Origin of the sequence: Bacillus sp. RE35, assembly GCF_052146655.1 — a bacterium.
Lineage (GTDB): Bacteria > Bacillota > Bacilli > Bacillales > Bacillaceae_G > Bacillus_A > Bacillus_A cereus.
In genome coordinates this window covers 2,614,741-2,641,120 of the sequence record NZ_CP197377.1, presented here as the reverse complement: position 1 = coordinate 2,641,120, position 26,380 = coordinate 2,614,741, and the positions used below count along the sequence as shown (strand labels likewise).

Genomic DNA, 26,380 nt, shown 5'->3' with positions numbered 1-26,380 from the left:
ATACAGTTGTTTATTATTGGAGTGGGAGAGAATTATATGTCGATGTCGCTATATTATAAAAAAATCCGTGAGCAATTAGGCCATGAACTAATTCTAATACCGAGTGTAGCTGCTGTTATAAAGAATGGGCAGGGAGATATTTTGTTTCAATATCCTGGCGGGGAATACTGGAGTTTGCCAGCTGGAGCAATTGAGCCTGGAGAAACTCCAGAAGAAGCGGTAGTTCGTGAAGTGTGGGAAGAAACGGGTTTGAAAGTGCAAGTAAAAAAACAAAAAGGGGTATTTGGAGGGGAAAGGTTCCGTCATATATATCCGAATGGCGATCAAGTAGAATATATTGTTGTTGTGTTTGAATGTGAAATTACTAGTGGAAAACTGAAATCGATAGATGGTGAATCTTTAAAACTACAATATTTCTCATTTTCTGAAAAGCCTACTTTAGCGCTACCATACCCAGATAATATATTTTTATAGATGTAAAATAACACACCTTACTTATTGAAGGTGTGTTATTTATATAACCCGGTCGTATACATCTCCGTTAACGTATACACAATTTCCTCTAAGTTAATCTTTTTATCATTTTGCGTAATAGTCCAAAGAAACGATTCATTCATCGCGAACCAACCGCGTGCTACAATCTCTTTATTTAAATTAGGTTGTGCTAATCCACTTTCTTGAGAGTAAGTAATATCCTGTTTAATACTTGTTATAAAACGTTCCCGAATCTCATCCCATTTTTGCCGTATTTCTCTTGATAATCCTATCGCTTCCTCTACAACTTGCAAAATAGCGCGTTCTGCATCTGCTAATTGCAGGAATGCTCTAACTTGATTTTGGATCATTATACGTGCTTCCTCTTTTGTTTGTGGAGAAAAAGAGCGCTCAGCAATATTATAAAATTGATTCATAACATCTTCCATTAAACTAATTAGGAGATCATCTTTGTTTTTGAAGTATACATATGCTGTTCCATAACCAGTTTCTGCATGTTTAATAATTTGTGTAATTGTCGTTTTTTGAAATCCATTATTTATAAAAATAGTGTAACCAGAGTGTAATAGTTTCTTCTTCGTTTCTAAGGAGCGGTGTTTTCTTGATGAAAGAGTAGAGTTTTTCAAAGAATCACCTCTTTATACTGAAATATCTGAAAATATAACTGTATTGTAAAAGAAGTTCATATATAAAGTCAACTGACATAATATCATTGACGTTGTATCAATTAAGGTGATATATTTCAATTAGTTAGAATAAAAAGAAAATTAAGAGAAGGTGACACCATGTATAAAGAACCATTTCAACCAACTTATGAGTATGCGCTTGAATGTGATAAACATGATGAACTGAAAGATTTTCAAACTGAATTCTATAAAAAAGAAGGTACTATATATTTAGATGGAAACTCATTAGGGCTACTTTCAAAAAGAGCAGAGAAATCATTACTTACGTTGCTAGATTCGTGGAAAGAGTATGGCATTGACGGCTGGACAGAAGGTGAGCACCCGTGGTTTTTCCTTTCAGAGAAATTAGGTAAACTTACAGCCCCTCTTATTGGTGCTTTACCGGAAGAAACTATTGTAACCGGTTCTACAACTACAAATATACACCAAGTTATTGCGACGTTTTACGAACCAAAAGGAATACGTACAAAAATACTTGCGGATGAATTAACTTTCCCATCAGATATTTATGCACTTCAAAGTCAAATTCGTTTAAAAGGATTAGATCCAGAGGAGCATTTAGTAAGAGTGAAAAGCCGAGATGGTAGAACACTTTCTGAAGAAGATATTATTTATGCGATGGAAGATGATATCGCTTTAATTTTATTACCTTCTGTTTTATATAGAAGTGGTCAAATTCTGGATATGAAACGTTTAACAACGGAAGCTCATAAACGCGGCATTCATATCGGATTTGATTTATGCCATTCAATAGGATCTATTCCGCATCATTTCAAAGATTGGGATGTCGATTTTGCTGTTTGGTGCAATTATAAATATTTAAATGCAGGACCGGGTGGCGTTGCAGGAATTTATGTGAATAATAAACATTTTAATAGACTACCAGGGTTGTCTGGATGGTTTAGTTCTAGAAAAGATAAGCAGTTTGATATGGAGCATACATTAACAGCTGCTGATCATGCAGGTGCTTATCAAATTGGTACACCGCACGTTTTAAGTACAGCACCATTAATTGGTTCACTTGAAATTTTCAAAGATGCTGGTATTGAACGTTTACGTGAAAAATCTTTACATATTACGAGATACATGCTGAATTTAATTGGACATGAATTAAAAGGTTTCGAATTTACAATTGGAAATCCATTAGAGGATGAAAAACGAGGCGGGCACATTTATTTAGAGCATGCAGAAGCAGCACGTATATGTAAAGCACTAAAAGCAAATGGAGTAATTCCAGATTTTAGAGCGCCAAATGGGGTGAGACTTGCGCCGGTCGCTTTATATAACACATACGAAGAAGTGTGGAAATCTGTACAAATATTAAAGAAAATTATGAAAAATGAAGAGTATAAGCAGTTTGAAAATAAGCGAGAGGTTGTGGCATAAATATGAAAACATCAGAGTGGATTGATATTTCACAACCGCTAAATAATAATATTGCAACGTGGCCAGGAGACACACCGTTCTCGTATGAAGTTTCATGGTCAAAAGAAGAAAGTGGCTCAGTAAATGTCGGAAAGTTAACGATGAGTATTCATACAGGCACTCATATTGATGCACCATTTCATTTTGATAATGATGGAAAGAAAGTATTGGATTTAGATGTTCAAGTTTATGTTGGCCCAGCACGGATTATTGACGTTTCTAATCTTGAAAGCATCGGGAAAAAGGAATTAGAAAGCTTTCATTTAGAAGGTGTAGAACGATTATTATTACGTACATCTTCACATGGAAAAGCTGAAGAATTTCCAGAGGTGATCCCTCATTTACGTGCAGACATAGCGTCGTTTCTTTCAGAGAAAGGTATTCGTTTAATCGGAGTAGATGTACCATCAGTTGATCCGCTAGATGATAAAGAATTAGCAGCGCATCATCAATTATTTAAACATGGAATTCATATTTTAGAAAATGTCGTACTAGATCATGTAGCAGACGGTGATTATGAACTTATTGCATTACCACTTGCATTAACTGATGCAGATGGAAGTCCAGTTCGAGCCGTTATTAGACCAATATAAGTAGAATCATATAAAAGGGGCGTTTGGCTAATATGAAAGAAAATGAAAAAGTAATTATGGAAAAAGGGATTCATACGGATTTTAAAGAGAATATGACGTATGGGGAGTATTTACAATTAGATAGTTTACTATCTTCTCAAAAAAGATTATCGGACCATCATGATGAAATGTTATTTATCGTTATTCACCAAGCAAGTGAGCTTTGGATGAAGCTCATTTTACATGAGCTAAATGCGGCGATTGAATCTATTAAACAAGATAAATTACAACCAGCTTTTAAAATGTTAGCACGTGTATCAAAAATTCAGTCTCAAATTATTCAATCTTGGGATATTCTTGCGACATTAACACCATCAGAATATATTGAGTTTCGTGATTCACTCGGTCAAGCTTCAGGTTTTCAATCGTATCAATATCGTATGATTGAGTATGCACTTGGCTATAAAACGCCACACGCATTAAAAATTTATGAAAAGGATCCAGAATTACATGCACGACTTCATAAAGCGCTACATGCACCAAGTCTATATGATGTCGCGATTCAAGCATTAGTAAAAGAAGGATTCCCTATTCATAAAGATGTGTTAAACCGTGATATTACGCAGCCTTATGAAGAAGATGCAACAGTAGAAGCAGCATGGTTGGAAGTGTATGCGGATGTGAAAAAATATTGGAATTTATATCAGCTTGCTGAAAAATTGATTGATATTGAAGACTGGCTACAACAATGGCGTTTCCGTCATATGAAAACAGTAGAAAGAATTATTGGACATAAAATGGGTACAGGTGGATCCTCCGGTGTTTCTTATTTAAAGCGAGTACTTGATCAACAATTCTTCCCAGAGCTTTGGAATGTTCGTACGAAATTATAAAAATAAACCTGTCAGTTCATTATGGCTGACAGGTTTATTTTTATTTGAACACAATTATGTTTAAAATGAAGGAACAAGATATAATAAATGGAGTAACTATTTAAATGGAGGTAAAGTTTTTGGATTTCAAGCAACTAGAAAATAAATTCGAAAAGAAAAAAGTGAATACATTTCTTGTTTATCAAAAAGGGGAATTAACAACGGAGTATTATAAAACACCCGAATGTGCAAATAACTTATATAAAATAAATTCGATTACAAAAAGTATCGTATCTTTATTAATTGGTATTGCAATTGATAAGGGCTATATAAATGATATACATACATCAATTACAGAGTGGATTGAAAATGTACCTGGGGAAAAACATGATTTAACGCTATATCACTTATTAACAATGACTACTGGTGAGGACTGGAAAGAGTTTGGGAATGGAGTAGTATTCCCAAATGACTTTGTAGAATCAGAGAACTGGGTACAGTACATATTAGAAAAGCCAATAATTGAAGAACCTGCTACAAAAATGAATTATAATTCAGGTTCTTCTCATTTACTGAGCTATATTATTCAAGAAGCTACTGGAATGTCGACAGAGCGGTTTGCAAAGAAATATTTATTTGATCCATTAAAAATTAACGAATACGAGTGGCAACAAGATCCGCAGGGTATATATGTAGGTGGCTTCGGTATGAAAATGAAATCTACCGATTTATTAAAATTAGGAAAATTATGTTTGCAAAATGGATATTGGAATGAAAAAGAAATTGTATCAGCGAAATGGTTAAAAGAGTCAAGTAGGGCGCAATTTGAAACATATGAACATGTCGGCGCATATGGATATCACTGGTGGGTATTACATAACGAAAGATTTCACATACCGTATTGTATATATTTCGCTATGGGATACGGCGGACAATACATCGTTATCATTCCTCAATTAGAAGTAGTATCTATTATAAGTAGTCATATGCCAAAACGTGGGCTCGTTCCGTTAAAATTATTTATTGAGCATGTACAGGGAAATTCTAATTATATATAAGAAAAGGAGGGAATGTATGAAGGATGAAAAAATTTTATCTTTATTTAGACTATGTTTAAGCCTTCTAGCATTTAGTGCAATCATTACGCAATTTATAATACGGGCACAAGTGAAACCGTTCAATCCAGTTAACTTTTTTAGTTTCTTCACGATCGAAAGTAACATTTTAGTTGCATGTATTCTCCTTTTAAGTAGTATCGGAACAGCTACATTTGGTCGATCAGAACAGTTTGGTATACTTCGTGGTGCAGCAACGGTATACATACTTACGACTGGACTCATTTATTTTTTATTATTAAGAGGGTTAGAAGAATCACTTCAAACGGCAATACCATGGGTAAATACGGTGTTACATTATATCATGCCAATTGCTATGCTTTTAGATTGGATATTAAATCCACCAAATAAGAAAATCACTTGGAAACAAGCTTCAAGTTGGCTCTTATTCCCGTTTTTTTACGTTGTATATAGCTTAATTCGTGGTCCAATCGTGAATTGGTATCCTTATCCATTTTTAGATCCGAGAATAGGTGGATATGGTAGAGTACTTTTATACAGTATAGGGATAGCAGTTGTAATTGGCACTATTTGTATATTGGTAAGATTTTTAGGGAATCGATATTTTAGAAAAGAATTTTAGAAATGAAAGAAACCCGGCTGTTATGAATCTAAATAGCCGGGTTTCTTTCATTTTATCTACTCGTCTTCTGAAACGACATTTTAATAAATTTCTCCGTCTTCGTTTCAAATTCCACATCAACAAAAACACCATATTCTTTTCCGTCTTCACGTAGCCACAATTTGAATTTTTCAACTGTTATTTGAACGGTTTTTGGTTTTCTACCTATATGAAGGTAATCAATAATCTCTGCTTTTGGGTACTTTTCTTTCGTTTTCTCTACAGCAAGCTTACCCCATTTTGCATACGGCGGCTGCGCATGAACAATTGATGAGCTTGTATATACATTTGAACATGTTGTTAGGAACAGAAGGACGAGTGCGACACGCTTTAACAAATTCTTCATGATGAACTCCTTTTATCCTTTTTTTATATTGTTTACATTTTCTTTCTACGATATTAGTTTGGATTTTTTTGTCTTCTTTACATAAAAGCGAGGCTTTTACAAAACATAACCAAGAAATCATTTACATAATTAAGGAGGGAAAATTATGCGCCAAAAAGTTATGTTTAAAATAGCGGTTTTACTTGCGTTCATAGGACTGTCTTTAATGATCAGTAGTATACAACTAAAGAATGTAGAAGCATTTTCTAATCAAGTCATTCAAAGAGGAGCATCGGGCGAAGATGTCATTGAACTGCAATCTCGTTTAAAATATAACGGATTTTATACGGGAAAAGTAGATGGTGTTTTCGGATGGGGTACATATTGGGCACTTCGGAATTTTCAAGAGAAATTTGGATTACCCGTTGATGGTTTAGCTGGAGCTAAAACGAAGCAAATGCTCGTGAAGGCAACGAAGTATGACAAATCAACTGCTAATAAAGGAACGACAACGAATAAAGGAAATAGTGGTGGCACTGCACAAGAGAATAAACCACCTCAAAATAAAGGGACAAATGTTCCGAACGGTTATTCTCAAAATGATATTCAGCTGATGGCAAACGCAGTATACGGAGAATCACGTGGTGAACCGTATTTAGGACAAGTTGCAGTAGCTGCTGTTATTTTGAACCGTGTTACAAGTGCGTCATTCCCAAATACTGTTTCAGGTGTAATCTTTGAACCTAGAGCATTTACAGCGGTAGCCGATGGACAAATATATTTAACACCAAATGAAACAGCAAAAAAAGCAGTTTTAGATGCGATTAACGGATGGGATCCAACAGGAAATGCTTTATATTATTTCAATCCAGATACTGCGACTAGTAAATGGATTTGGACTCGTCCACAAATTAAAAAAATCGGTAAACATATTTTCTGTAAATAGAGCGGAGGTGGGACAATGTTACGAGGTATTATCATTGTATTGTTAACAGTCGGTGTAGTAGGAACAGGCTATTGGGGCTATAAAGAGCACCAAGAGAAAAATGCGGTTTTAATTCGAGCGGAAAATAGCTATCAACGTGCATTCCATGATTTAGCATACGAAGTCGATTTATTACACGATAAAATTGGCACAACACTTGCGATGAATTCACGATCATCTTTATCACCTGCATTAGCGGATGTATGGCGTTTAACATCTGAAGCTCGCTCAGATGTAGGACAACTACCTTTAACATTAATGCCATTTAATAAAACGGAAGAATTTTTAGCGAATATCGGTGATTTCAGTTACCGTGCAGCCATTCGTGATTTAGAAAAAGAGCCGTTAAATGAGCAAGAATATAAAACGCTACAAACTTTATATTCAAATGCAGGAAATATACAAGATGAACTAAGAAAAGTACAACATCTTGTTTTGAAAAATAATTTACGCTGGATGGATGTAGAAATGGCACTTGCATCAAATCGCGATCCAGCAGATAACACAATTATTGATGGATTGAAAACTGTAGAGAAAAACGTAACATCATATTCTTCTACAAACTTCGGACCGACCTTTACAAGTGCGCAAAAAAATAAAAAAGGTGGATTTGAAGCGGAAGGAAAGGCAATTTCTAAAGATGAAGCGGCGAAAATTGCCAAATCGTTTTTGAATTTAAAAGGAAATGAAAAAGTAGATGTTGAGAAAAGCGGAAAAGGTGCGAAAGAATCCTTCTATAGTGTGAAAATTAAAGATGAAGCAACGAACAATGAGTTCTATATGGATATTACCGGAAAAGGCGGATATCCAATTTGGGTTATGAATAACCGCGAAATTAAAGAACAGAAAGTTAGTTTAAACGATGCAGGTAGTAAAGGTTTGAAATTTTTAAAGGACCATAAGTTTAATAATATGGAGCTTTATGATAGCTCTCAATATGATAATGTTGGTGTATTTACGTATGTAGTAAATGAAAATGGAGTACGAATTTATCCAGAAGCAATCCAAATGAAAATTGCTTTAGATGATGGTTCTATCGTTGGGTTCTCCGCAAAAGAATACTTAGCGTCACATCAAAAGCGAACAGTTCCATCGGCAAAGCTAACTGCAGCAGAAGCAAGAAAGAAAATCAATCCGGATGTAAAAGTCATGGAAGAACGTAAAGCTTTAGTAGTCAATGATTTGCATAATGAAGTGCTTTGCTATGAATTTGTAGGCACTTTAGGAAAAGATACGTACCAAATATTCATTAATGCTAATAGCGGGGCCGAGGAAAAGGTAAAGAAAATGCAAGCTGTTGAAAAAATTTATGATTAAACCTTAATAGTGAAGTGGTGAAAATAATGAAAACTCTAATATATATATTGATGCTTTGCTTCGTTATAACTGGATGCAGTATTGGAAAAAAAGACAATCCAAACGAAAAGCCGGAACAAAAAAATGTTTCAATGAAAAATGTTAATTATACGAATAAATCAAATAAGCCAAATGAAAAAGCAGCAGATCATTTAGCATCTTTAGCAGCAAGTGTGCCAGGTGTGAATGATGCAACAGCGGTCGTTGTTGGAAAATATGCTATTGTAGGTATTGATGTAAAAGCAAAACTTGATCGAACTCGAGTTGAATCAATTAAATACTCTGTTGCAGAAAGTTTAAAAAATGACCCTGACGGTGCTAATGCAGTCGTTGTAGCAGATGTTGATACGTATGAACGCCTCAAACAAATCGGAAAGCAAATTAAAAAAGGAAAAACAGGTGAAGGTATACTAGATGAATTAGCCGCTATTGTGGGCCGAGTAATGCCACAAGTTCCAAATGATATGATAGAAAATAGAGAAACGAATCCAATTAAAGATAATGATAAACAATTACCAAAAGATGAAGAACAAGAGTTAAGAAAAGAACAGGATGATCAATCAAATAATCATTTGAATAAATGAAATTAGCCTCGTACTTAATTGTACGAGGTTTTTAAATATAATATTAAATATTCAGTTTATTTTTAAGGGAATATATGGTTTAATTATCATGGGAGGGACAACTGTTATGATGAAAAAAAGCGCATGTATATTGTTTAGTTTATGCTTAGGTTTCAGTATGACAGCGTGTGAACAGAGAAAAGAAGTGAAAAACCAAACAGCAACTTCTTCTACTGTGATGGAAAGGCAACAGAAAGAGTCTATCAATATAAATCATTTCTCGAGTATAAATGAAGGAATGACTTATACAGAAGTGAAAGATTTAATTGGTTTTGAAGGAGATTTACTTATAGAAGAAGGGGTAGAGCATTCTACACAAATTAAACAAATTTTTGCTTGGAAAGGGAACGATCCAAATTCATTTGTTGAAATTACCTTTTTAGATGGAAGAGTGCATTCAAAAGCACAGCAAGGTATAAGTTAATAAGCTAAAAAATGGGAGAGTTTAGCATGAACATACACACAGGGGAAATTCAATTAGCTCCGTATAAGGAGAAATATAAAGAAGTTATACAAACATTTACTTTACCAAGTGAACAAGTTCAGTTTACATCAGATCCAAGCGCATTACTGGAGAAAGCAAAAAGTGATTATACAAAAAATGTGATTGTTATTTTAGATCACAATGGGGTACCGGTGGGTCTTTTCGCATTGGAAACGGGAGATAGAGTAAAGGAGTTCACAGATAATGAGGATGCTTTACTTTTAACGTCATTTTCTATTAATCACAATAGACAAAGAAAAGGATTCGCTAAAAAGTCATTGTTATTATTAGAAGAGTTTGTAAAACGTTATTTTCCAATAAAAAATGAAGTTGTACTTGCTGTGAATGAAAGAAATATTCCTGCACAAAATTTATATGCAAAAGTTGGTTTCCAAGATAAAGGTTTTAGAAGAATGGGACCAATTGGCCAACAAATAATAATGCATTTACCTATAATGAAATAATGAGATAGAAAACTTACTCTTGAATATTCAAGTAGTAGGTTTTTTTATTTTAACAATATATAATATATGTATATAAAATGAAACAGGAATGAAGGATATAAAAAATGAATCAAGATAGAAAATGGAATATCGTTGGACGAAGAGTGATTAAAACTGGGATTGCAGTTTTTCTTACAGTGTTAGTTTGTGATTTTTTTAACATCCCAACTATTTTTGCTGTAATAACAGCAATTGTTACAATTGAACCAACTGCAACAGACTCAATAAAAAAAGGACTTATTCGCTTTCCGGCCTCAACAATTGGATCGGCATATGCCATGACTTTCACATTTTTCCTAGGCCACCAAGCAATTTCTTATGCATTAGCTGCAATGTTTACGATCGTTACATGTCAAAAACTAAGGTTACATGCGGGAACTTTAGTTGCAACTTTAACTGCCGTAGCAATGATTCCAATTACGGCAAATCATTATTTTACTGCATTTTTAATTCGTTTAGCTACTACATCTACTGGTATTATAGTATCTACTTTAGTGAATTTTTTCATTTTTCCACCCCACTACACGAAAATGATTTTTGGATGTACAGAGGATCTATTTGCTAAAACAGCAAATATTATGGAAGAATGGATTACTGCATTAGTTGCAGGAAAAGGTGTGAAAAAGGAGACTGCTCAGGATTTATCTAAATTGACTTTATTATTGCATAAGGCGATACAATTTGTTCAATATGAGCAGAAAGATTGGAAATATCATCAACATACAAAGAAGGAAATGAGAAGCTTTTTAACGATGCAGAAGCAACTTCATATATTACAGCAAATCATTTACCATATAGATAATTTAGCTCGGGTATCAATTGAGACTTGTGACTGGTCACAAAGTGAAAGAGAAATATTACAACGAACAATTCATTCTATAATTGCTATATTGAGAAACCGTTGTAATGAAATTGATGAGGAACATTTCAAACTTATTGCTGAATTAGACAAGCAATTTTGGAGTTATAAAAATGATTTAAAAGATTATAAACCAAATCATTATCATCACCATTTTTCAAGTGAATCTATTATTTTATTTGAGGTATTATCTATTCATGATATGTTAGAAGAATTAAAACAAATATCCGAGAAATATGAGTGGGAAAACCGATTCAATTGATAAGTTCATTTTACTGTGGGGGGGATAATATGACATTTTATATTGCATTACTAAGAGGAATCAATGTCGGTGGCCATAAAGTAATCAAAATGGCTGATTTAAAACGAGTGTTTGAATCAATAGGGTTAAAACAAGTGAAAACATATATACAAAGTGGTAATATTGTGTTCGAATCTGAGGAAGGTATAAACTTTCTAAAGGACCAAATACAATCTGAAATAAAAAAAGAATTTGATTTCGATGTTCCAGTCATGCTAAGAACACATGATGAATTTATAAATATTATTAAACAATGTCCATATGAAGTTCATTCATTGTTAGAAGGAGAAAGTGTTCATATTGCTTTTTTAGCTAATGTACTTTCTGAAGAAGAGAGTAGTCAATTGCTTACATTTAAAAGTGAACTTGAAGATTGCTATATAGATGAGAAGGTCGTTTATTTATTTTTCAAAAATAGCATTCGAAATTCTAAATTAATGAACCAGTTTCAGAAGTTACATACACCAGCTACAGTTAGGAATTGGCGGACTGTGAATAAATTAAAAGCAATTGTAGAGAGTATGTAAATATAAAAAGATGAGTTCGACAATAGGATAAATAAAGAATGAAGAGCAAATTGCGATGAACAGGGGGAGGTTTTTTACTCCATCTAAATTAGCCCCCATAGAAAATCCTTCGGAGAAGATTAATAAAAGGAACATTACAACTACAAGCACAAAATACGCAATTTTAAAGCTTTTATATGTAATTTGTTGTCCCATCTCATCTTGACTTTCTTCTGACACACCGTGGGGATCTCCCCAAGTAATGTGATTAATTAAATTACTAAGTATTAACGAAATAGCAAAAATCGTACCACCTAAAATAGAACCTTCAGTTATGTATTTATATGTGCCATGTACTAGTATTGCAATTAATGCTAAAACAATGATTATAAAAATAGTTTTTTTAGTATTCAATAAATAATTGCCCCCTCGATTGTAAAAAACCCTTTACAAATATAAGTATAAAATTGGAAAAGCGTCATGTCAAATACTTTTTACACACAATATGTAAGTATGCAATATTTTGTTTTTATGATAAATAAAAAATTACAATACATTTGAATGTAAAAGAATGGGCTCGCATATATTTGGAAGGGATGTCAGATTAATTTAGGGGGTAGTTATGTCTATACTTTTAAAAGCTGGTGCAGATGCAGGAAACAACGGTTTGAAGTTAATGGTGAAAGGGCAAGACCCTATTTTTATTCCGAGTATTTATTCTTTATATATAGGTGAGCCTACAGGACTCTTAGATGAGGTAGATGTTTCATTATCTGAATTAGAAAACCACATTGATGTGACTATAAGTTCGCCATCGTTAATGCTAAATAATGTACGATACATCGTTGGAGAAAAAGTTATTCAAGATCAATTAAAAGGTACTGAGGTAGAGAAGAAATCGAATAAGTCAACGGATGAGTTAATGGTTATTACAATACTATCAGGTTTGGCGGTAAGCGCTATGCGTCAAAGTCCAACTTCTAGCCATATTAATATTCGTTATGATTTATCTGTCGCTCTTCCTATGCAGCTTATTACACAAGAAATAGCTGCTGAAAATGCAAAACGTTATATGGGAAATCATAAGGTTATTTTCCATTATCCGAACGGACGCGATGTGACAATTAATGTTTCAATTGAGTATTGTAAATGCCTGCCTGAGGGCGCTTCTGGTACGTGGGGCATTGTATACGATGAAGAAGGAAATGTTGTGAAACATAAAATAGAATGTGAGCAAAATCAAGTTTCTGAAATTGATTTTGTAGATAAAACTCTACTCTCTTTTGATATTGGTGCAGGGACGACAGAAGAAGTCGTTTCATTAGGGGTGAATTTCCGTCCGCAACTAAGTAAAGGTTTATCTTATGGTGTAAAAGAGACGTTACTACAAATCATTACGAGATGGAACCGGAAGTATCCAACTAAAACGATTGATAGTATTACAGAATTCAATCAAATTTATTTAAATGATAAGCATCCGAGAAATACCTTATTAGTTGAGGAATCACAGCCAGCGCTATTAGGTTTAGCAGCACGTGTTGCAACAGATATTATAAATAAAATTGATGATATGAAAGACGATCCATACGTGTTTATTTATGGCGGGGGTGCAGTAATTATTAAAAATAGTTTAAAAATGATTTTAAAGCAAAAAGGACGACTCAAAAATGTAATCTTTGTAGATAATCCGTTATTTACAAATGCACGAGGATTATTAGTTTATACTTGTTCGCCAAAATATAGAGAGCATAAGCAAAAAGAGTTAGGATTTACAAACTTAACGATAAGTTAGTTGGTGGAAGTATGCGATCTAGGCGATATAAACGTGGTGATCGAGTAAAAATCAATATTCATAAATCGGTATCACCTGAAATGCTTGCGTGGCTGAATAAACAATCAAATCCAACTAATTTCTTCTTTTTTGCTGCGCAGCAACTATTTAAACAAGTTGGAGATATTGACGTTTCAAAAGCTTTACCAAGCAGCCATGTTTTCTCATTATATGTGGAGCCTTCATCCTTATTAAAAGTCGAAGTAAACCCTTTTAAAAACATGACACTAGACACAAATACATCCACCGAAAATGCAAAAAAAAAATTATGGGAATCTGTTGATCAATTAGATTGTCCATTTTTTTAAACATAGAAAAATATAAAAAGTCCCCATCACTATACATACGAATACAGTGATGGGTTTTTGTTTGTAAATAGAAGGGGGCACAATTTGTGCCCCCTTCCATTAGTTATTTATCTAAATTTTAGATGTATATTTAGAAACAGCGTTAATTATGCTTTCCCAGTCATCTGGATGGTTTTCATGGCCTGCCCCTTTAAGAGTTAATAGTACTGAGTTTGGAATTTCATCAATTAGTGCGAGGCCATGTTCAAATGGGAGTGCTGTATCGTCTGTTCCGTGAATAACCAATGTTGGTGCTTGTATGGAGTGAAGTACACCTTCATATGCATCATCACCTTGAAGTAAAGCGTGATTAAACATACTTAATAAATTGTTTGCGCGTTCTATTTCTTGTTTTACTTGTGTATAAACTCTATTTTCATCAAATATTCGTTCTGATCCACATAATAGACGAGATCCTGAAACTAAATATTCTGCCACATCATTTTTATTTGTCCAATCTATACTTGCGCTCTTTACATGATGTGTTAAAATCCTTTCATCCATTGGGGGTAAATCGCGAGTATTATTATCAGATCCTATTACACTAGTCGCTAGTAAAGTTAGCGTCAAAATTCTTTCGGGATGTTTTACAGCGGCAATTTGAGCAATCATACCACCTAATGACATACCAAAAAGATGGGCTTTATCAATATGATAAGCGTCTAATACTCCGATTGCATCTTCAGCCATATCTGTTACTGAATAATTTGAAGTGCCAGGTTCATATGTAACAGAGCGTCCAACATCGCGATTATCAAAGCGAATAACAAATTTTCCTGTGTTCGCCAACTGTTCACAAAATTCTTCATCCCAATATATCATTGAACAAGTAGCTCCCATAATTAATAAAATAGCGGGATCATTAGAGTTACCGAAGCTTTCTGTACATATATCAATACCGTTTATTTTAAATATCTTTTCACTCATAACGTTAGCCCCATTTCTTTTGAATTTAATTAATAATACAGTTTTGAATAATTCTAAGATGTGTGTAAGATTCTTTTTGAAATTCATCCCGCTATTTGCCGGGCAGTAAGAGCCCGATTGGTGAGGAATGATTAAAGTTTCACTTTATAATGCTTTTTGCATAATTACCCCCAAAAATAAGTATATGGTAATTCAAGGCAAAAAATTTTGAGAAATAATTGTATGTTATTAAAATAAACAGCAAGGAGGAGAGGAAATGAAAGCAATCGTTATTGATCGATATGGCAGTGTTGAAGAATTAAAAGAAAGACAAGTTTTAAAACCGGTTGTTAAGAATAATGAGGTATTAATACGTATTTATGCAACATCTGTTAATCCAGTTGATTGGAAAATAAGAAAAGGTGACTTACAAGAACAGTTACGCTTTTCATTTCCAATCACTTTAGGATTAGATGTAGCTGGAGTTATTGAAGAAGTTGGAGAAGATGTAGAGTGTTTCAATATAGGAGATAAAGTGTTTACGAAACCTGAAAATATAGGAAGCGGCTCTTATGCTGAATTCATTGCAGTACAATTAGATTTAGTATCACATATGCCTAATAATATTAGTTACGAAGAAGCAGCTTCTATTCCTCTTGCAGGACTTACAGCGTGGCAAAGTCTTGTAGATTACGCAAAAATAAAAGAGAATGACCGTGTATTCATTCATGCTGGAGCTGGTGGCGTTGGAAGTTTGGCAATCCAAATCGCAAAATCATTTGGAGCTTTTGTTGCCACGACTGCTAGTAGTAAAAATAAAGAATTTTTACAGTCTTTAGGAGCGGATCTCGTTATTGATTATAAAAAAGATAAATTTGAAGAACTAGTATCAGATTTTGATATTGTGTTAGATACAATAGGTGGCGAAGTGCAAGAAAAAAGTTTTCGAATTATTAAACCTGGTGGTGTTCTAGTTTCCATTGTTCATGAACCACTACAAAAAGTAGAAGGAATAAAATCAGGATTTTTATGGCTAAAACCAAATGGAAAACAATTAGAAGAATTATCAGCTTTAATTGTAAACGGAAAAATCAAACCAATCATAAGTAAAGTGGTGCCATTTAATGAAGCAGGAGTTCGAGAAGCTCATATTTTGAGTGAAGGACAACATGTTAGAGGAAAGATTGTAGTTAAAGTGGAATGATAATAAAGATTACAGCTTATAGAGTAACTAGATTTGAATAACGAAAAAGCTCAACAATAGATAATATCCCATACTATACATTTTCATTTGCGGGCATTATTTATTGTTGGCTAATGTGATATTGCTTCTAACAAATACTTTTTCGTATTGTATCATGTAATTTCTCTAATCCAATTTCCATATCTTTCTCGTTTAACATTGAATAGCTAATTCTTAATTGGTTATCATTTGTTTCGTAGTTTAATAGACAAGCTGTTCCTGGTAAAAAAGAGACATCTACTTCATTTGCTTTTTGTAATAAGGTAAAGGGATCTATCGAATCAGGTAGTGTCACCCATAAATTAAAACCTCCATTTGGTATTTCAAAGTGTAGTTCTTTTAATGGCGATAATATATCAATTGTTAAATCACGTCTCATTTGTAAAGCTGTACGTAATTTTTCTAAATGGTTTTTCATACGTTCTGCACGTAAAAACGGTAGAAGTGCCTTTTGTGTTAATAAAGGACTACCGATATCCATTGAACCTTTTACTGCATATAGCCATTCAAAAATAGGACCATCGGCAATAAGCGCCGCGATACGCAGTCCTGGTGCTAACGTTTTACTAAATCCTTTTATATATATTACGTGGCCATCCTTATCAAAACTTTTGATTGGGGGCGGGATTATAGCATCTTCAAAATATATTTCTCCGAAAGAATCATCTTCAATGATAAAAAATTGATATAGCCCCGCTAGTTCTATAAGTTCCATTCTTCGTTCTTTACTCATTACTGTACCTGTCGGGTTTTGGAAGGTCGGATTCGTATACAATAAAACGGGATTTTTACTTTGACAAATATCATCAATTAAGTCGGAGCGAACTCCATGATTATCAAGAGAAACAGGAATGATTTGAACACCTTTATTGATGAAAACATCAAGCGCGGCACTGTAACACGGACTTTCTACTAATACAGTATCTCCAGGTTTTAATAATGTTTGAGCAATTAAATCAATTCCTTGTTGTGCTCCGCTTGTAATTAATAATTGAGATGGGTCCGTCACTAATTTCTGGTGTTCATTTAAGTAATTTGCTATTTCAACTCGCAATTCATAATCGCCTTGAACTGGCCCATAAGTTGCTAACAACATCGGATTTTTATCCAGCAATTTATGCATTTCGTCTGCCAAAAATGGATTTGGTAACAGACGGGGATACAGAATTGCTTGTGAAAAATCATAATATTTACGGTGTTTATTCATTGCATATTGAGAACGCATAACATTAATAGATCTTGATTGTTGCCATTTATACGGTATCGGTTTGAAATCTTTCTTTACACGTTTATATATGTAAGCACCTTTTCCTTGTTCGATGCGTATATACCCTTTCGTTTCTAACTGTTTATAAGCTTTACGAACAGTTAATACATTGATTTGTAAATCTGTGGCCATACAACGTAAAGAAGGAAGGGATTCACCATGTGAAAGCATACCACTTTGTACTCTTTCAACAATTTGCATATATATTTGCTTGTAATACGGTATGTTTGATTCTTTACGCAATACAATCTTCATAGGTTCACCTATTTTTCTTTTTAATTTAATTAAAGCGAAAAATATATAGGGAATCAACTACAACTTGAAGTAACTGTTATATGTACCGATACACTGTTATACACCATAGCCTCTATACTCATTTTAAGAGTAAAAAGGAGGAAGTAAAATGGTCATTTTTAATTACATTTTAGTATGTATTATTTTCGGGACAACATTTTTAACGATTAAAATTGGAATTGAAGCAGGAGCGCCACCGTTGTTTTCAGCAGGAATTCGTTTCTTTTTAGCGGGTATAATCCTTATGATTATTTTTAAATTAAAGCGAAAAGAAATTATGCCACATATATTTTCAAAACGTATTATGTATGCTGGATTTTGTTTAACATTTATGACATTCGCAAGTTTATATTGGTCAGAACAATATATTTCTTCGGGATTAGCTGCTGTTCTTTCTGCTACGGGACCAATGATGATTTTATTAATACAAGCAAAGAGGAATAGGGAGAAATTACAAAAGGAACAACTCGTTGCTTTAGTTATTGCACTAATAGGTGTTATATTTGTTTCTTTACCAGGAATGCATCAACAAGTAAGTTTCATATGGAGTATTGCTTGTATTGTTTTAGTTATAGGGGAGCTATTTTACGGAATAGGCTCTATTCGTTCAAAAGAAATACTTTCAGATTTATCAAATGTATCACCATTTCTTATTAACGGAATTCAAATGTTTTATGGAGGGATTTTACTACTAATCGCATCTATTATTGTAGAACAACCAAATGTAACTGTATTAACTTCATGGAGTGTACAATGGCCTATTTTATATCTCATATTTATCGGATCGATCGGTGGACACGGATTATATTACTGGCTCTTATCAAAAACAAACCCAGTATTTCCATCGACGTGGTTATATGTATCACCATTAATTGCAATAATTGTGGGATATATCATTTTAGGAGAGCCTTTAAATCCTACAATGGGAATGGGGGCTTGTCTTATATTGATTGGTGTATTTTTGGCCAATCGTTCAACGCTACGGACTTATTTCAAAAAAGGGCGGTTATTAGAGAAGGAGATGTAGTTTAATAAAGCAACAGCCCTGTATATTACAGGACTGATAAAATCAAAAACACAGTTGGAAAAATAACCAACTGTGTTTTTGATAATTAATTCACTTTTTTAATAAAGCCTTTATAATGACGTTTTACAAGCTGGCTTTCTAACGTCTTCATAGTTTCTAGTGCTACACCGACAATGATAAGTAAGCTTGTACCACCAATTTGAGCAGAAGGTGGTAACGTAGCAATTTTCGTGAATACGAGCGGTAATATAGAAATAGCACCTAAGAAAATTGCACCGATAAATGTTAAACGGTATAAAATTTTAGTTACATATTGTTCAGTTGCTTTACCAGGACGAATACCAGGAACATATCCATTTTGCTTTTTCAAATTCTCAGCCATTTGTTCAGGATTTACTTGAATAAATGCGTAGAAGTATGTGAAAGCAACGATAAGACCGACATAAAGTGTCATTCCAATTGGATGTGCGAAATCAAGATTTGCAACTAACCATTTTGATACGCTTGAATCAGGGAAGAGCTGCGCAATTGTACGCGGCGTCATTAAAAATGCAGAAGCAAAGATAACTGGTATAACACCAGCACTATTTACTTTAAGCGGTAAATGAGTGTTTTTTGCTCCTTGATATTGATTGTTTCCTGAAACAGCTTTTGCATATTGGATCGGTATTTTACGTACAGCTTGTTGAATGTAAATAACACCAACAACTATCGCTAAAATTACGAGTCCAATTAAAACAATTTTTATTATGTGCATAAATAGCTGATCGCCAGCATTTTGGAATTGTTGTAAATAAATTTGATTTGCAACATTTGGAATCGCGGCAACGAGACCTGCGAAGATAATCATCGAAATACCATTACCAACTCCGTTAGCGGTAATTTGTTCGCCTAACCAAAGTAAAAATGCAGTACCTGCAGTTAAAACTGTCGCAATAAATAAGTATGTAGTCCAGCTTTGATCTGTTATTAATTGTCCACCTGCTATATTATTAAAGCCATAAGACATTCCGATGGCCTGTATGAATGCGAGAATGATTGTAAAGTATCGAGTGAATTGAGCTGATTTCTTACGGCCCATTTCTCCTTGCTTTGCCCATTCCGAAAATTTAGGTATAACATCCATTTGTAGTAACTGTACTATGATGGAAGCTGTAATATATGGTGTAATACCTACAGCAAAGATTGAGAAGTGTTGCAATGCTCCTCCGCCAAATACGTTTAACATACCTAGAACGTTAGCTTGATCTTGTACTTTTAATACCTCTGCGTTAGTATGAGGAACTGGAATAAACGTGCCAATTCGAAAAACGATTAACATCGCTAGTGTAAAAAGGATTTTCCTTCTTATCTCAGCTACTCTCATGAAATTTGAAATCGTACGAAACATTATGTCGCCTCCTATATTTTTATCAGTAAAAAACTGATTATTATACCCTATGAAGTAACCACAAACCTCCTTCCGCACTAAATTCATTTGACAAATGGATTTTCATACACTTTGTAGTTTTCACGGATATAAAAATATAAGGTGTTATATAAGCGACCTATACACTTCACGTAATCATTCAATACCCATAATATATCGAATAAATTAACAAATGTACATACATACGCATTAAAAATGAATAAATAGGGTCATTTTTTACATTTATTTAATGATAAATTGATAGGACATTATTATTCAAGATTGTTATACATGTTATCAATTAAAGTTTATCCCGCATTAACTGGTAGCCCGATTGGTTCAACTAATAATCAGTGGGGATGAACAAAACCATCGCTGATTAAAGTTTCACTTTATATGATTAGAGAATTCTTTTTATTTAAGAAGGAATAAATGTTAAAGAAAGCTAATTAAACAGTGTACATATTTATAGGGGAGAAGATATAAATGAAAGTTGTTATAAAAAAATTACCACCATTAGAAGTAGCGTATATAAGACGAACTGGTAGCTACTTTGAACCGCAAGATCACTGGGGAAAGTTACTGAATTGGTCAATTGAAAATAAACTGTATCCACCAGAGCAATCATTTATCGGAATATCATTGGATAATCCTGAACTTGTTGCAAGTCATAAGTGCCGGCATGATGCATGTGTTACGATTCCTGAAAACTTCGATAAAGAAAAGTATCATGATGTGCAATTTAAAAAATTAGATGGAGGTACATATGGTCTATACCAGTTCTATGATGAACCTCATAAATTAAGTGAAGCGTATCAATACATGTATGTAGAGTGGCTACCAAATAGTGAGTATGATGCAGATTATGATAGAGATAATTTAGAGTTTTGCTTAAATAATGTTGCTGAAGATCTAGACGGAAAGTTAAAGGTTGATTTATTTGTGCCAATTAAAAAGATATAAAAAAACAAATAAGTTCATTTGTGGCTTTAAAATAAAATTGGAATAGTAGTGAAAGAAAAACTTTTTTTGAAGATAATATCTCTAGCGTAGAAATTTAAGTATGTAGGTTGCAATGAAAGGAGAATCCACATGGATACATTTGTAAATGACAAGTTTTATGAAACGAGAGATCAATTATTTGAGGAAATTACTTTGTTGAGTGATGTTCAATTTAATAGGAAACCAGATAAGGATAAATGGAGTATTGCACAAGTTTGTCATCATTTAGTTTTATTAGATGAGAGAGTGATAACAGTTATTTCCTCAGGGTTAAAAAAGTTAGATAGTACCCAAAATGAGCGTAAAGAAATTCACACTATTTTATTAGATAGAACGAAAAAGTTTATAGCTCCAGAAATGATTGAACCAAGTATAGAACCATTTGAAGTGGAGCAAATGCTCAATATGCTAAACGAATCAAGAAAAGAATTGATGCGTTTCCTGAGTACAATAGAAGATGAGTCTATATTAGCGAAAAAATCAGTGATGCATCCAGCTCTTGGAGAATTATCCCTTGATCAGTGGATAGAATTGATCTATTTACATGAACAGCGTCATATTTCACAAATAAAAGAGATAAAATTGCTTTGTGAAATTGAAAAGTAAAAATTATTCCCTATTTATTGATACGTATTATAAACAGGGGAAACGGTTGATTCATATTGATTCAGAAGAAAACAAAAATAGAATGAAATTAGTTGAAAGTGACCAATAAGCTTAAGAAAATATGAAACTATCCGATTTTCTGTATAAGTGTAACCCCGTCTTAAATGAAGAGCGGGGTTATTTTTTTGAAAGTACACTTCACACGCTTAAGGAAGGAGTATTCTGTCAGAAAACGATAAAATACAATTCTGTTAGGGGATGTATGCAATTTATTCTCTTTATTTTTGCAACAGAACCACCTTCAAAATTATCTTTTGTAGTTGAAGTTTCCTGAATAATAAGTTACATTTTTAAAGTTCAAGCAACTTTATGAAAGTACAAAAAGGGGAGAAATATTATTATTATGCAAAAAATGAAATGGAAGAACTATGTATGTTACTTTGTAATTTTATTACTGCTTGGAACGGCAGTAATAGTCAAACCATCTATCTCTAAGGCTGAGGAATCTGAAGTTAATATTACATTGTTAGGTACTGCAGATATTCATGGTAGATTTATGCCTTGGGATTATGCGCTTGATGGAGCAAATATGAGTGGAAGTTTGACGCAGCTTTATACGGTTATAAAGAAGGTCCGTCAAGAAAATCCAAATACCATATTAGTAGATGCCGGGGATACAATTCAAGGAAACTCAGTAGAATTATTCAACGATAAGCCACAATCGCCAATGATGGTAGCGATGAATACAATGGGATATGATGCCTGGGCATTTGGAAATCATGAATTCAACTTTGGATTAGATACATTGAAAAAAGTTAGTGAGCAATATAAGGGAAAAACGTTAGCAGGAAATATTTATAAGGAAAATGGAGAGCGCTTTCTTCCTGCATATACAATTGTAGAAAAAGGTGGAATTAAAGTTGGGATTATTGGTATGAATACACCAATGATTAGTGATTTTGAAAAAGGGACAGATCACTTAAATGGTTTAGTGGTGAAAAATCCGGTAGAAGAGACGAAAAAGGCAATTAAGGAATTAGAAGGTAAAGTAGATGTAATGGTAGGAGTTATGCATATGGGACTAGAAAATGAGAATGGTATCCCTGGTACTGGTGTTCAAGATATTGCAAATGCTTGTCCGGAACTAAGTGCTATTTTTGCGGCTCATATGCATAAACTTGTAAAAAAAGAAGTTGTAAATGGCGTAATTATTACAGAACCAGATAAATATGGAACACATATTTCACGTATTGACCTTACTTTTACAAAGCAAGATGGGAAGTTGGCTTTAAAAAATAAAACTGCTACCGCTATACCTGTAAAAAATGCTGATGGGACAACGATATTATCCGATCCTACACTTGAAGAAACATTAACACCTTTTCACGAATATGCGAGAGGAGATGCAAATGTTGTAGTCGCTCAATTAAAGGGTAGAAATCTTGTTCCTGAAAATGAAATAAAGGGTATTCCAAGTGTTCAGATTCAAGAAACACCTTTATCAGATTTCTTTCATGAAGTTATGCTCTACTACAGTAAAGCAGATGTAGTAGCCCATCAAATTGATAATGATTATGCCCGTTTAGATACAGGCCCTATTAAGAAAAAAGATATTGCGTACAATTACCAATATGCCTTGGGAGAAATTACAGTATATAAGATTTCTGGAAAAGATTTAAAAGACTATATGGAATGGGCAGCAGGATATTTTAACTCATCTCGTGCCGGAGATGTAACCGTTAGCTTTGATAAAACCCGCCGTGCATCTAAATACAGTACGAACGATTTCTTTGGAGGCGTAAAATACGAAATTGACTTAACAAAACCATATGGAAGCAGAATTACAAATTTACGCTCTATTCGTACAAACAAACCAATCAAAATGAGCGATGTTATGACGTTGGGAATGAATGCATATAGAATGGAGGCTCTTCAGGCAAAAGGTGGAGCTTTAGAGGGGCGTAAGTTTGAACAAATTTGGTCATCTAAACAAGAGAATGCATTTGGAGAAACAGGCGGAACCATTCGTAACCTTGCTATTACATATTTAAAAGAGGTAAAGAACGGTGTATACACACCAAAAGTTATGCATAATTGGAAAATTACTGGTGTAGATTTACATTCTTCAGAGCATAAGGCGGTAGTTGATCTTGTGAATAAAGGGATTTTAGAAATTCCAAAAACAGAAGACGGAAAATACACAAATATAGCATCTATAAATACGAAAGACTCAATTTCAAAAGAAGAGATTATATTACTCTCACAAAAAGCAAATATTAATCCAAATCAGTTTAATCATGTAAAGACAAAAGGTGAATTTTACAAAAAACTTAGTAGGATTACTAAAAGAATATAAATTATAAAATTTCTTATAGTAATTGTTATTTTAATAACATTAAACCCACTCTTACAATAGTAAAGAGTGGGTTTTTATGTTGTTATTTAGAGGTAAGTATACTTTTATTACAATGAATATAGATAATTAATAACTAACCAATTGGGTGAGCACCTATAAGGACTCTCTTTTATTCAAATTAATGTACATATGTGTTCCGTTCATTATTTATAATATTGACCACAATTTATGTAATTTTGCATAATGTTACATAAATTGTGTATTTTCTCTTTTTTTAGACATTAATAGACAGTATACTTTGTACAAGCTTTCTATTTCAAAAATTATACGAGGTGAAATAATGAAAAACAAAAAGACATTAACTAAGGTAGCATTAACAACAGGATTAGCTTTAACAGCTGTGGCACCATATGGGGTAGGTCATGCAGAGGAAACAGATCAACTACAAGTTCAAATTCAGGAGGAATCGTTCCGTTCGGGTGAACTTACACAGCCGTCACAAAAGGCACCAGAAAATGTAGTAAAGGATGCACTTAAGGAGAAAACAGAACAAGCTCTGTCCCAAAAACAAGTCAATGGAGAAGCAGGAGTAGATTATAAAGTCCTTCAAAAACGTGGTTCGTATGATGGAACTACACTTGTGCGTATGCAGCAAACATACGAAGGAAAAGAAGTATATGGACATCAATTAACTGCACACGTAGATAATAAGGGTGTTATTAAAAGTGTTTCAGGTGATAGCGCGCAAAATTTAAAACAAGAAGAATTGAAAAAACCTATTAATCTATCAAAAGATGAAGCAAAACAATATATTTATACGAAATACGGGAACGATATCAAGTTTATTTCTGAGCCAGAAGTTAAAGAGGTTATTTTTGTTGATGAAAATAATGGACAAGCTAGCAATGCATACCAAGTTACCTTCGAAGCTGCAACACCAAACTATGTTTCTGGTACTTATTTAGTAAATGCACAAAATGGTGATATGTTAAAAAATATGGTACAAGAATCTAACTTAAAGGCCAGTGACAAACTAGTTGGAGCTTTAAAGAAAAGTAAACAAAGCAGTCTTACATCATTAACCGGAACAGGAAAAGATGATTTAGGTATTAATCGTTCATTTGGTATCTCTAAACAAAGTAATGGCAAATATGCTCTTGCTGATTATACAAGAGGGCAAGGCATTGAAACATATGATGTGAATTACAGAGATATTACTAAAGAAGAAAGCTATTATCCTGGTACATTAGCGACAAGTACTTCGGCAACATTTAACGATCCAAAAGCAGTAAGTGCTCATTACTTAGCAACAAAAGTATTTGATTTTTATAAAGATAAATACAAGCGTAATAGCTTTGATAATAAGGGACAAAAGGTAGTTTCAGTTGTACACGCTTGGGATTCTGAAGAGACGAATGATCCGAAAAATTGGCAGAATGCATTAAGTGCTAATAATGGAAGTATGCTTGTATATGGCGATCCTATTGTTAAAGCATATGACGTAGCTGGACATGAATTTACACATGCTGTTACTTCTAGCGAATCTAATCTTGAATATTACGGGGAATCCGGTGCGATTAATGAGGCGCTATCTGATATTATGGGAACATCTATTGAGAAATACGTAAATAATGGAAACTTTAACTGGACAATGGGAGAACAAACGGGATCTGTTTTCCGTGATATGGAAAACCCAGCTTCTGTTCCATCTTCACTTGGAGTGCCTTATCCAGATGATTACAGTGAATTTAACGATTTTAATGGATGGGATCAAGGCGGTGTTCATTTTAATTCAAGTATTATTAATAAAGTTGCGTATCTGATTGCAAAAGGCGGAACTCATAACGGAGTAACTGTTAAAGGAATTGGTGAAGATAAAATGTTTGATATTTTCTATTATGCAAATACAGATGAGTTAAACATGACTTCTAATTTCAAAGAATTGAGATCAGCATGTATTCGAGTGGCAACTAATAAATATGGTGCGAATACAGCTGAAGTTCAAGCAGTTCAAAAAGCATTTGATGCAGCAAAAATTAAGTAATTTAGAAATATAGTTATCATTCATATATTAATACATTATGAAAAACAGCTAATGTCATTTTAAGGATATTAGCTGTTTTTTACGTGGCAATGTATCGTTGAAAATAAACTGACTAAGCAATAATGAGGCACTTTATCTGTAAGAAGTTGTGACAAATAAATAAGGTTTAAAATATATAAAAACAGAAAATTAATAATATATTGACCTCTTGATAGAAAGTCTATAAAATGAAAGCGATAACAAACGATTGCTTTAAAATGTTTTCCCTGATCTTTTAGTATTTACAAATATATGAAGGCATAAACAAATCTATTTTTTTA

General features: G+C 33.5%; 27 protein-coding genes. 21 read left to right on the top strand and 6 right to left on the bottom strand.

Features of this window, described 5'->3' with window-relative positions; genetic code table 11:
• The first annotated feature begins 36 nt into the window (after window positions 1–36).
• Window positions 37–474 carry an NUDIX hydrolase gene (locus ACTL4X_RS13615; RefSeq protein ID WP_000062938.1) on the top strand — a complete coding sequence of 146 codons (438 nt, stop codon included), beginning with the start codon at window positions 37–39 and terminating at the stop codon, window positions 472–474.
• Window positions 475–509: 35 nt separating this feature from the next.
• Here ACTL4X_RS13615 and ACTL4X_RS13610 read toward each other — a convergent pair whose 3' ends face one another.
• A complete protein-coding gene (locus ACTL4X_RS13610; RefSeq protein ID WP_000798536.1) occupies window positions 510–1,121 on the bottom strand; it encodes a TetR/AcrR family transcriptional regulator in 612 nt (203 codons plus the stop codon).
• Window positions 1,122–1,280: 159 nt separating this feature from the next.
• Between ACTL4X_RS13610 and kynU the strand changes: the two genes are divergently transcribed.
• The 5 genes from kynU (at window position 1,281) to ACTL4X_RS13585 (ending at window position 5,748) form a co-directional block, all read left to right on the top strand.
• Window positions 1,281–2,567 (top strand): kynureninase, encoded by a 1,287-nt coding sequence (gene kynU / locus ACTL4X_RS13605; RefSeq protein WP_086395542.1) that lies wholly within the window; start codon window positions 1,281–1,283, stop codon window positions 2,565–2,567.
• Between the two features lie 2 nt (window positions 2,568–2,569).
• On the top strand, window positions 2,570–3,199 hold the full coding sequence (gene kynB / locus ACTL4X_RS13600; protein WP_000858074.1) for an arylformamidase: 630 nt from the start codon (window positions 2,570–2,572) through the stop codon (window positions 3,197–3,199).
• A 32-nt stretch (window positions 3,200–3,231) separates the two neighbouring features.
• Window positions 3,232–4,071, top strand: a complete 840-nt coding sequence (gene kynA, locus ACTL4X_RS13595; protein WP_000661957.1) for a tryptophan 2,3-dioxygenase — start codon at window positions 3,232–3,234, stop codon at window positions 4,069–4,071.
• Window positions 4,072–4,190: 119 nt separating this feature from the next.
• A complete protein-coding gene (locus ACTL4X_RS13590) occupies window positions 4,191–5,108 on the top strand; it encodes a serine hydrolase domain-containing protein (protein ID WP_000346251.1) in 918 nt (305 codons plus the stop codon).
• A gap of 16 nt (window positions 5,109–5,124) precedes the next feature.
• Window positions 5,125–5,748 carry a Pr6Pr family membrane protein gene (locus tag ACTL4X_RS13585; RefSeq protein ID WP_000650955.1) on the top strand — a complete coding sequence of 208 codons (624 nt, stop codon included), beginning with the start codon at window positions 5,125–5,127 and terminating at the stop codon, window positions 5,746–5,748.
• A 52-nt stretch (window positions 5,749–5,800) separates the two neighbouring features.
• Here ACTL4X_RS13585 and ACTL4X_RS13580 read toward each other — a convergent pair whose 3' ends face one another.
• Entirely contained in the window at window positions 5,801–6,133 is a 333-nt protein-coding gene (locus ACTL4X_RS13580) for a YqzG/YhdC family protein (protein ID WP_000793376.1), read from the bottom strand.
• A 145-nt stretch (window positions 6,134–6,278) separates the two neighbouring features.
• Between ACTL4X_RS13580 and sleB the strand changes: the two genes are divergently transcribed.
• From sleB to ACTL4X_RS13545, 7 genes are all read left to right on the top strand, one after another.
• Window positions 6,279–7,058, top strand: a complete 780-nt coding sequence (gene sleB, locus ACTL4X_RS13575; RefSeq protein WP_001249306.1) for a spore cortex-lytic enzyme — start codon at window positions 6,279–6,281, stop codon at window positions 7,056–7,058.
• A gap of 15 nt (window positions 7,059–7,073) precedes the next feature.
• Window positions 7,074–8,414, top strand: coding sequence for a germination protein YpeB (ypeB, locus tag ACTL4X_RS13570; protein ID WP_000943727.1), 1,341 nt, complete (start codon window positions 7,074–7,076; stop codon window positions 8,412–8,414).
• 26 nt (window positions 8,415–8,440) lie between these two features.
• Complete coding sequence (locus ACTL4X_RS13565) at window positions 8,441–9,037, top strand: YhcN/YlaJ family sporulation lipoprotein (RefSeq protein WP_000854053.1); 597 nt, start codon at window positions 8,441–8,443, stop codon at window positions 9,035–9,037.
• Window positions 9,038–9,143: 106 nt separating this feature from the next.
• Window positions 9,144–9,500: a hypothetical protein gene (locus ACTL4X_RS13560; protein ID WP_000976446.1), complete on the top strand. Its 357-nt coding sequence runs from the start codon at window positions 9,144–9,146 to the stop codon at window positions 9,498–9,500.
• A gap of 11 nt (window positions 9,501–9,511) precedes the next feature.
• Window positions 9,512–10,024: a GNAT family N-acetyltransferase gene (locus ACTL4X_RS13555; protein WP_002025890.1), complete on the top strand. Its 513-nt coding sequence runs from the start codon at window positions 9,512–9,514 to the stop codon at window positions 10,022–10,024.
• A 104-nt stretch (window positions 10,025–10,128) separates the two neighbouring features.
• Window positions 10,129–11,184 (top strand): aromatic acid exporter family protein, encoded by a 1,056-nt coding sequence (locus tag ACTL4X_RS13550; protein ID WP_075677116.1) that lies wholly within the window; start codon window positions 10,129–10,131, stop codon window positions 11,182–11,184.
• A 29-nt stretch (window positions 11,185–11,213) separates the two neighbouring features.
• Window positions 11,214–11,750: a DUF1697 domain-containing protein gene (locus tag ACTL4X_RS13545; protein WP_000145145.1), complete on the top strand. Its 537-nt coding sequence runs from the start codon at window positions 11,214–11,216 to the stop codon at window positions 11,748–11,750.
• Here the strand turns inward: ACTL4X_RS13545 and ACTL4X_RS13540 are convergent.
• The gene (locus ACTL4X_RS13540) at window positions 11,724–12,143 is read right to left on the bottom strand and encodes a hypothetical protein (protein WP_322371308.1); all 420 of its coding nucleotides are present in this window, start codon (window positions 12,141–12,143) and stop codon (window positions 11,724–11,726) included. The two genes, ACTL4X_RS13545 and ACTL4X_RS13540, sit on opposite strands and share 27 nt — an antisense overlap.
• Window positions 12,144–12,351: 208 nt before the next feature.
• Here ACTL4X_RS13540 and ACTL4X_RS13535 point away from each other — a divergent pair, with 208 nt between their 5' ends.
• Both ACTL4X_RS13535 and ACTL4X_RS13530 read left to right on the top strand, forming a co-directional pair.
• Complete coding sequence (locus ACTL4X_RS13535) at window positions 12,352–13,521, top strand: ParM/StbA family protein (RefSeq protein ID WP_000025622.1); 1,170 nt, start codon at window positions 12,352–12,354, stop codon at window positions 13,519–13,521.
• 11 nt (window positions 13,522–13,532) lie between these two features.
• On the top strand, window positions 13,533–13,868 hold the full coding sequence (locus ACTL4X_RS13530; RefSeq protein ID WP_001257760.1) for a hypothetical protein: 336 nt from the start codon (window positions 13,533–13,535) through the stop codon (window positions 13,866–13,868).
• 111 nt (window positions 13,869–13,979) lie between these two features.
• On the opposite strand, the gene ACTL4X_RS13525 is transcribed toward ACTL4X_RS13530, so the two are convergent.
• Window positions 13,980–14,834: an alpha/beta fold hydrolase gene (locus tag ACTL4X_RS13525; RefSeq protein WP_059303756.1), complete on the bottom strand. Its 855-nt coding sequence runs from the start codon at window positions 14,832–14,834 to the stop codon at window positions 13,980–13,982.
• A gap of 256 nt (window positions 14,835–15,090) precedes the next feature.
• On the opposite strand from ACTL4X_RS13525, the gene ACTL4X_RS13520 reads away from it, so the two are divergent.
• Window positions 15,091–16,017 carry an NADP-dependent oxidoreductase gene (locus ACTL4X_RS13520; protein WP_000644580.1) on the top strand — a complete coding sequence of 309 codons (927 nt, stop codon included), beginning with the start codon at window positions 15,091–15,093 and terminating at the stop codon, window positions 16,015–16,017.
• A gap of 127 nt (window positions 16,018–16,144) precedes the next feature.
• On the opposite strand, the gene pdxR is transcribed toward ACTL4X_RS13520, so the two are convergent.
• Window positions 16,145–17,578, bottom strand: a complete 1,434-nt coding sequence (pdxR, locus tag ACTL4X_RS13515; RefSeq protein ID WP_000706780.1) for a MocR-like pyridoxine biosynthesis transcription factor PdxR — start codon at window positions 17,576–17,578, stop codon at window positions 16,145–16,147.
• A 148-nt stretch (window positions 17,579–17,726) separates the two neighbouring features.
• On the opposite strand from pdxR, the gene ACTL4X_RS13510 reads away from it, so the two are divergent.
• Window positions 17,727–18,644 carry a DMT family transporter gene (locus ACTL4X_RS13510; RefSeq protein ID WP_000234337.1) on the top strand — a complete coding sequence of 306 codons (918 nt, stop codon included), beginning with the start codon at window positions 17,727–17,729 and terminating at the stop codon, window positions 18,642–18,644.
• Window positions 18,645–18,729: 85 nt separating this feature from the next.
• Here the strand turns inward: ACTL4X_RS13510 and secY are convergent, their stop codons facing one another.
• Window positions 18,730–20,034: a preprotein translocase subunit SecY gene (gene secY, locus ACTL4X_RS13505; protein WP_000490135.1), complete on the bottom strand. Its 1,305-nt coding sequence runs from the start codon at window positions 20,032–20,034 to the stop codon at window positions 18,730–18,732.
• 504 nt (window positions 20,035–20,538) lie between these two features.
• Here secY and ACTL4X_RS13500 point away from each other — a divergent pair.
• The 4 genes from ACTL4X_RS13500 (at window position 20,539) to ACTL4X_RS13485 (ending at window position 26,060) form a co-directional block, all read left to right on the top strand.
• Window positions 20,539–21,015: an AraC family transcriptional regulator gene (locus ACTL4X_RS13500; protein ID WP_000869612.1), complete on the top strand. Its 477-nt coding sequence runs from the start codon at window positions 20,539–20,541 to the stop codon at window positions 21,013–21,015.
• A gap of 129 nt (window positions 21,016–21,144) precedes the next feature.
• Window positions 21,145–21,660, top strand: a complete 516-nt coding sequence (locus ACTL4X_RS13495; protein WP_000379368.1) for a DinB family protein — start codon at window positions 21,145–21,147, stop codon at window positions 21,658–21,660.
• Window positions 21,661–22,063: 403 nt separating this feature from the next.
• Window positions 22,064–24,016 (top strand): bifunctional metallophosphatase/5'-nucleotidase, encoded by a 1,953-nt coding sequence (locus ACTL4X_RS13490; RefSeq protein WP_001171090.1) that lies wholly within the window; start codon window positions 22,064–22,066, stop codon window positions 24,014–24,016.
• Window positions 24,017–24,356: 340 nt separating this feature from the next.
• Window positions 24,357–26,060 carry a M4 family metallopeptidase gene (locus ACTL4X_RS13485; RefSeq protein ID WP_000791447.1) on the top strand — a complete coding sequence of 568 codons (1,704 nt, stop codon included), beginning with the start codon at window positions 24,357–24,359 and terminating at the stop codon, window positions 26,058–26,060.
• Window positions 26,061–26,380 lie beyond the last annotated feature (320 nt).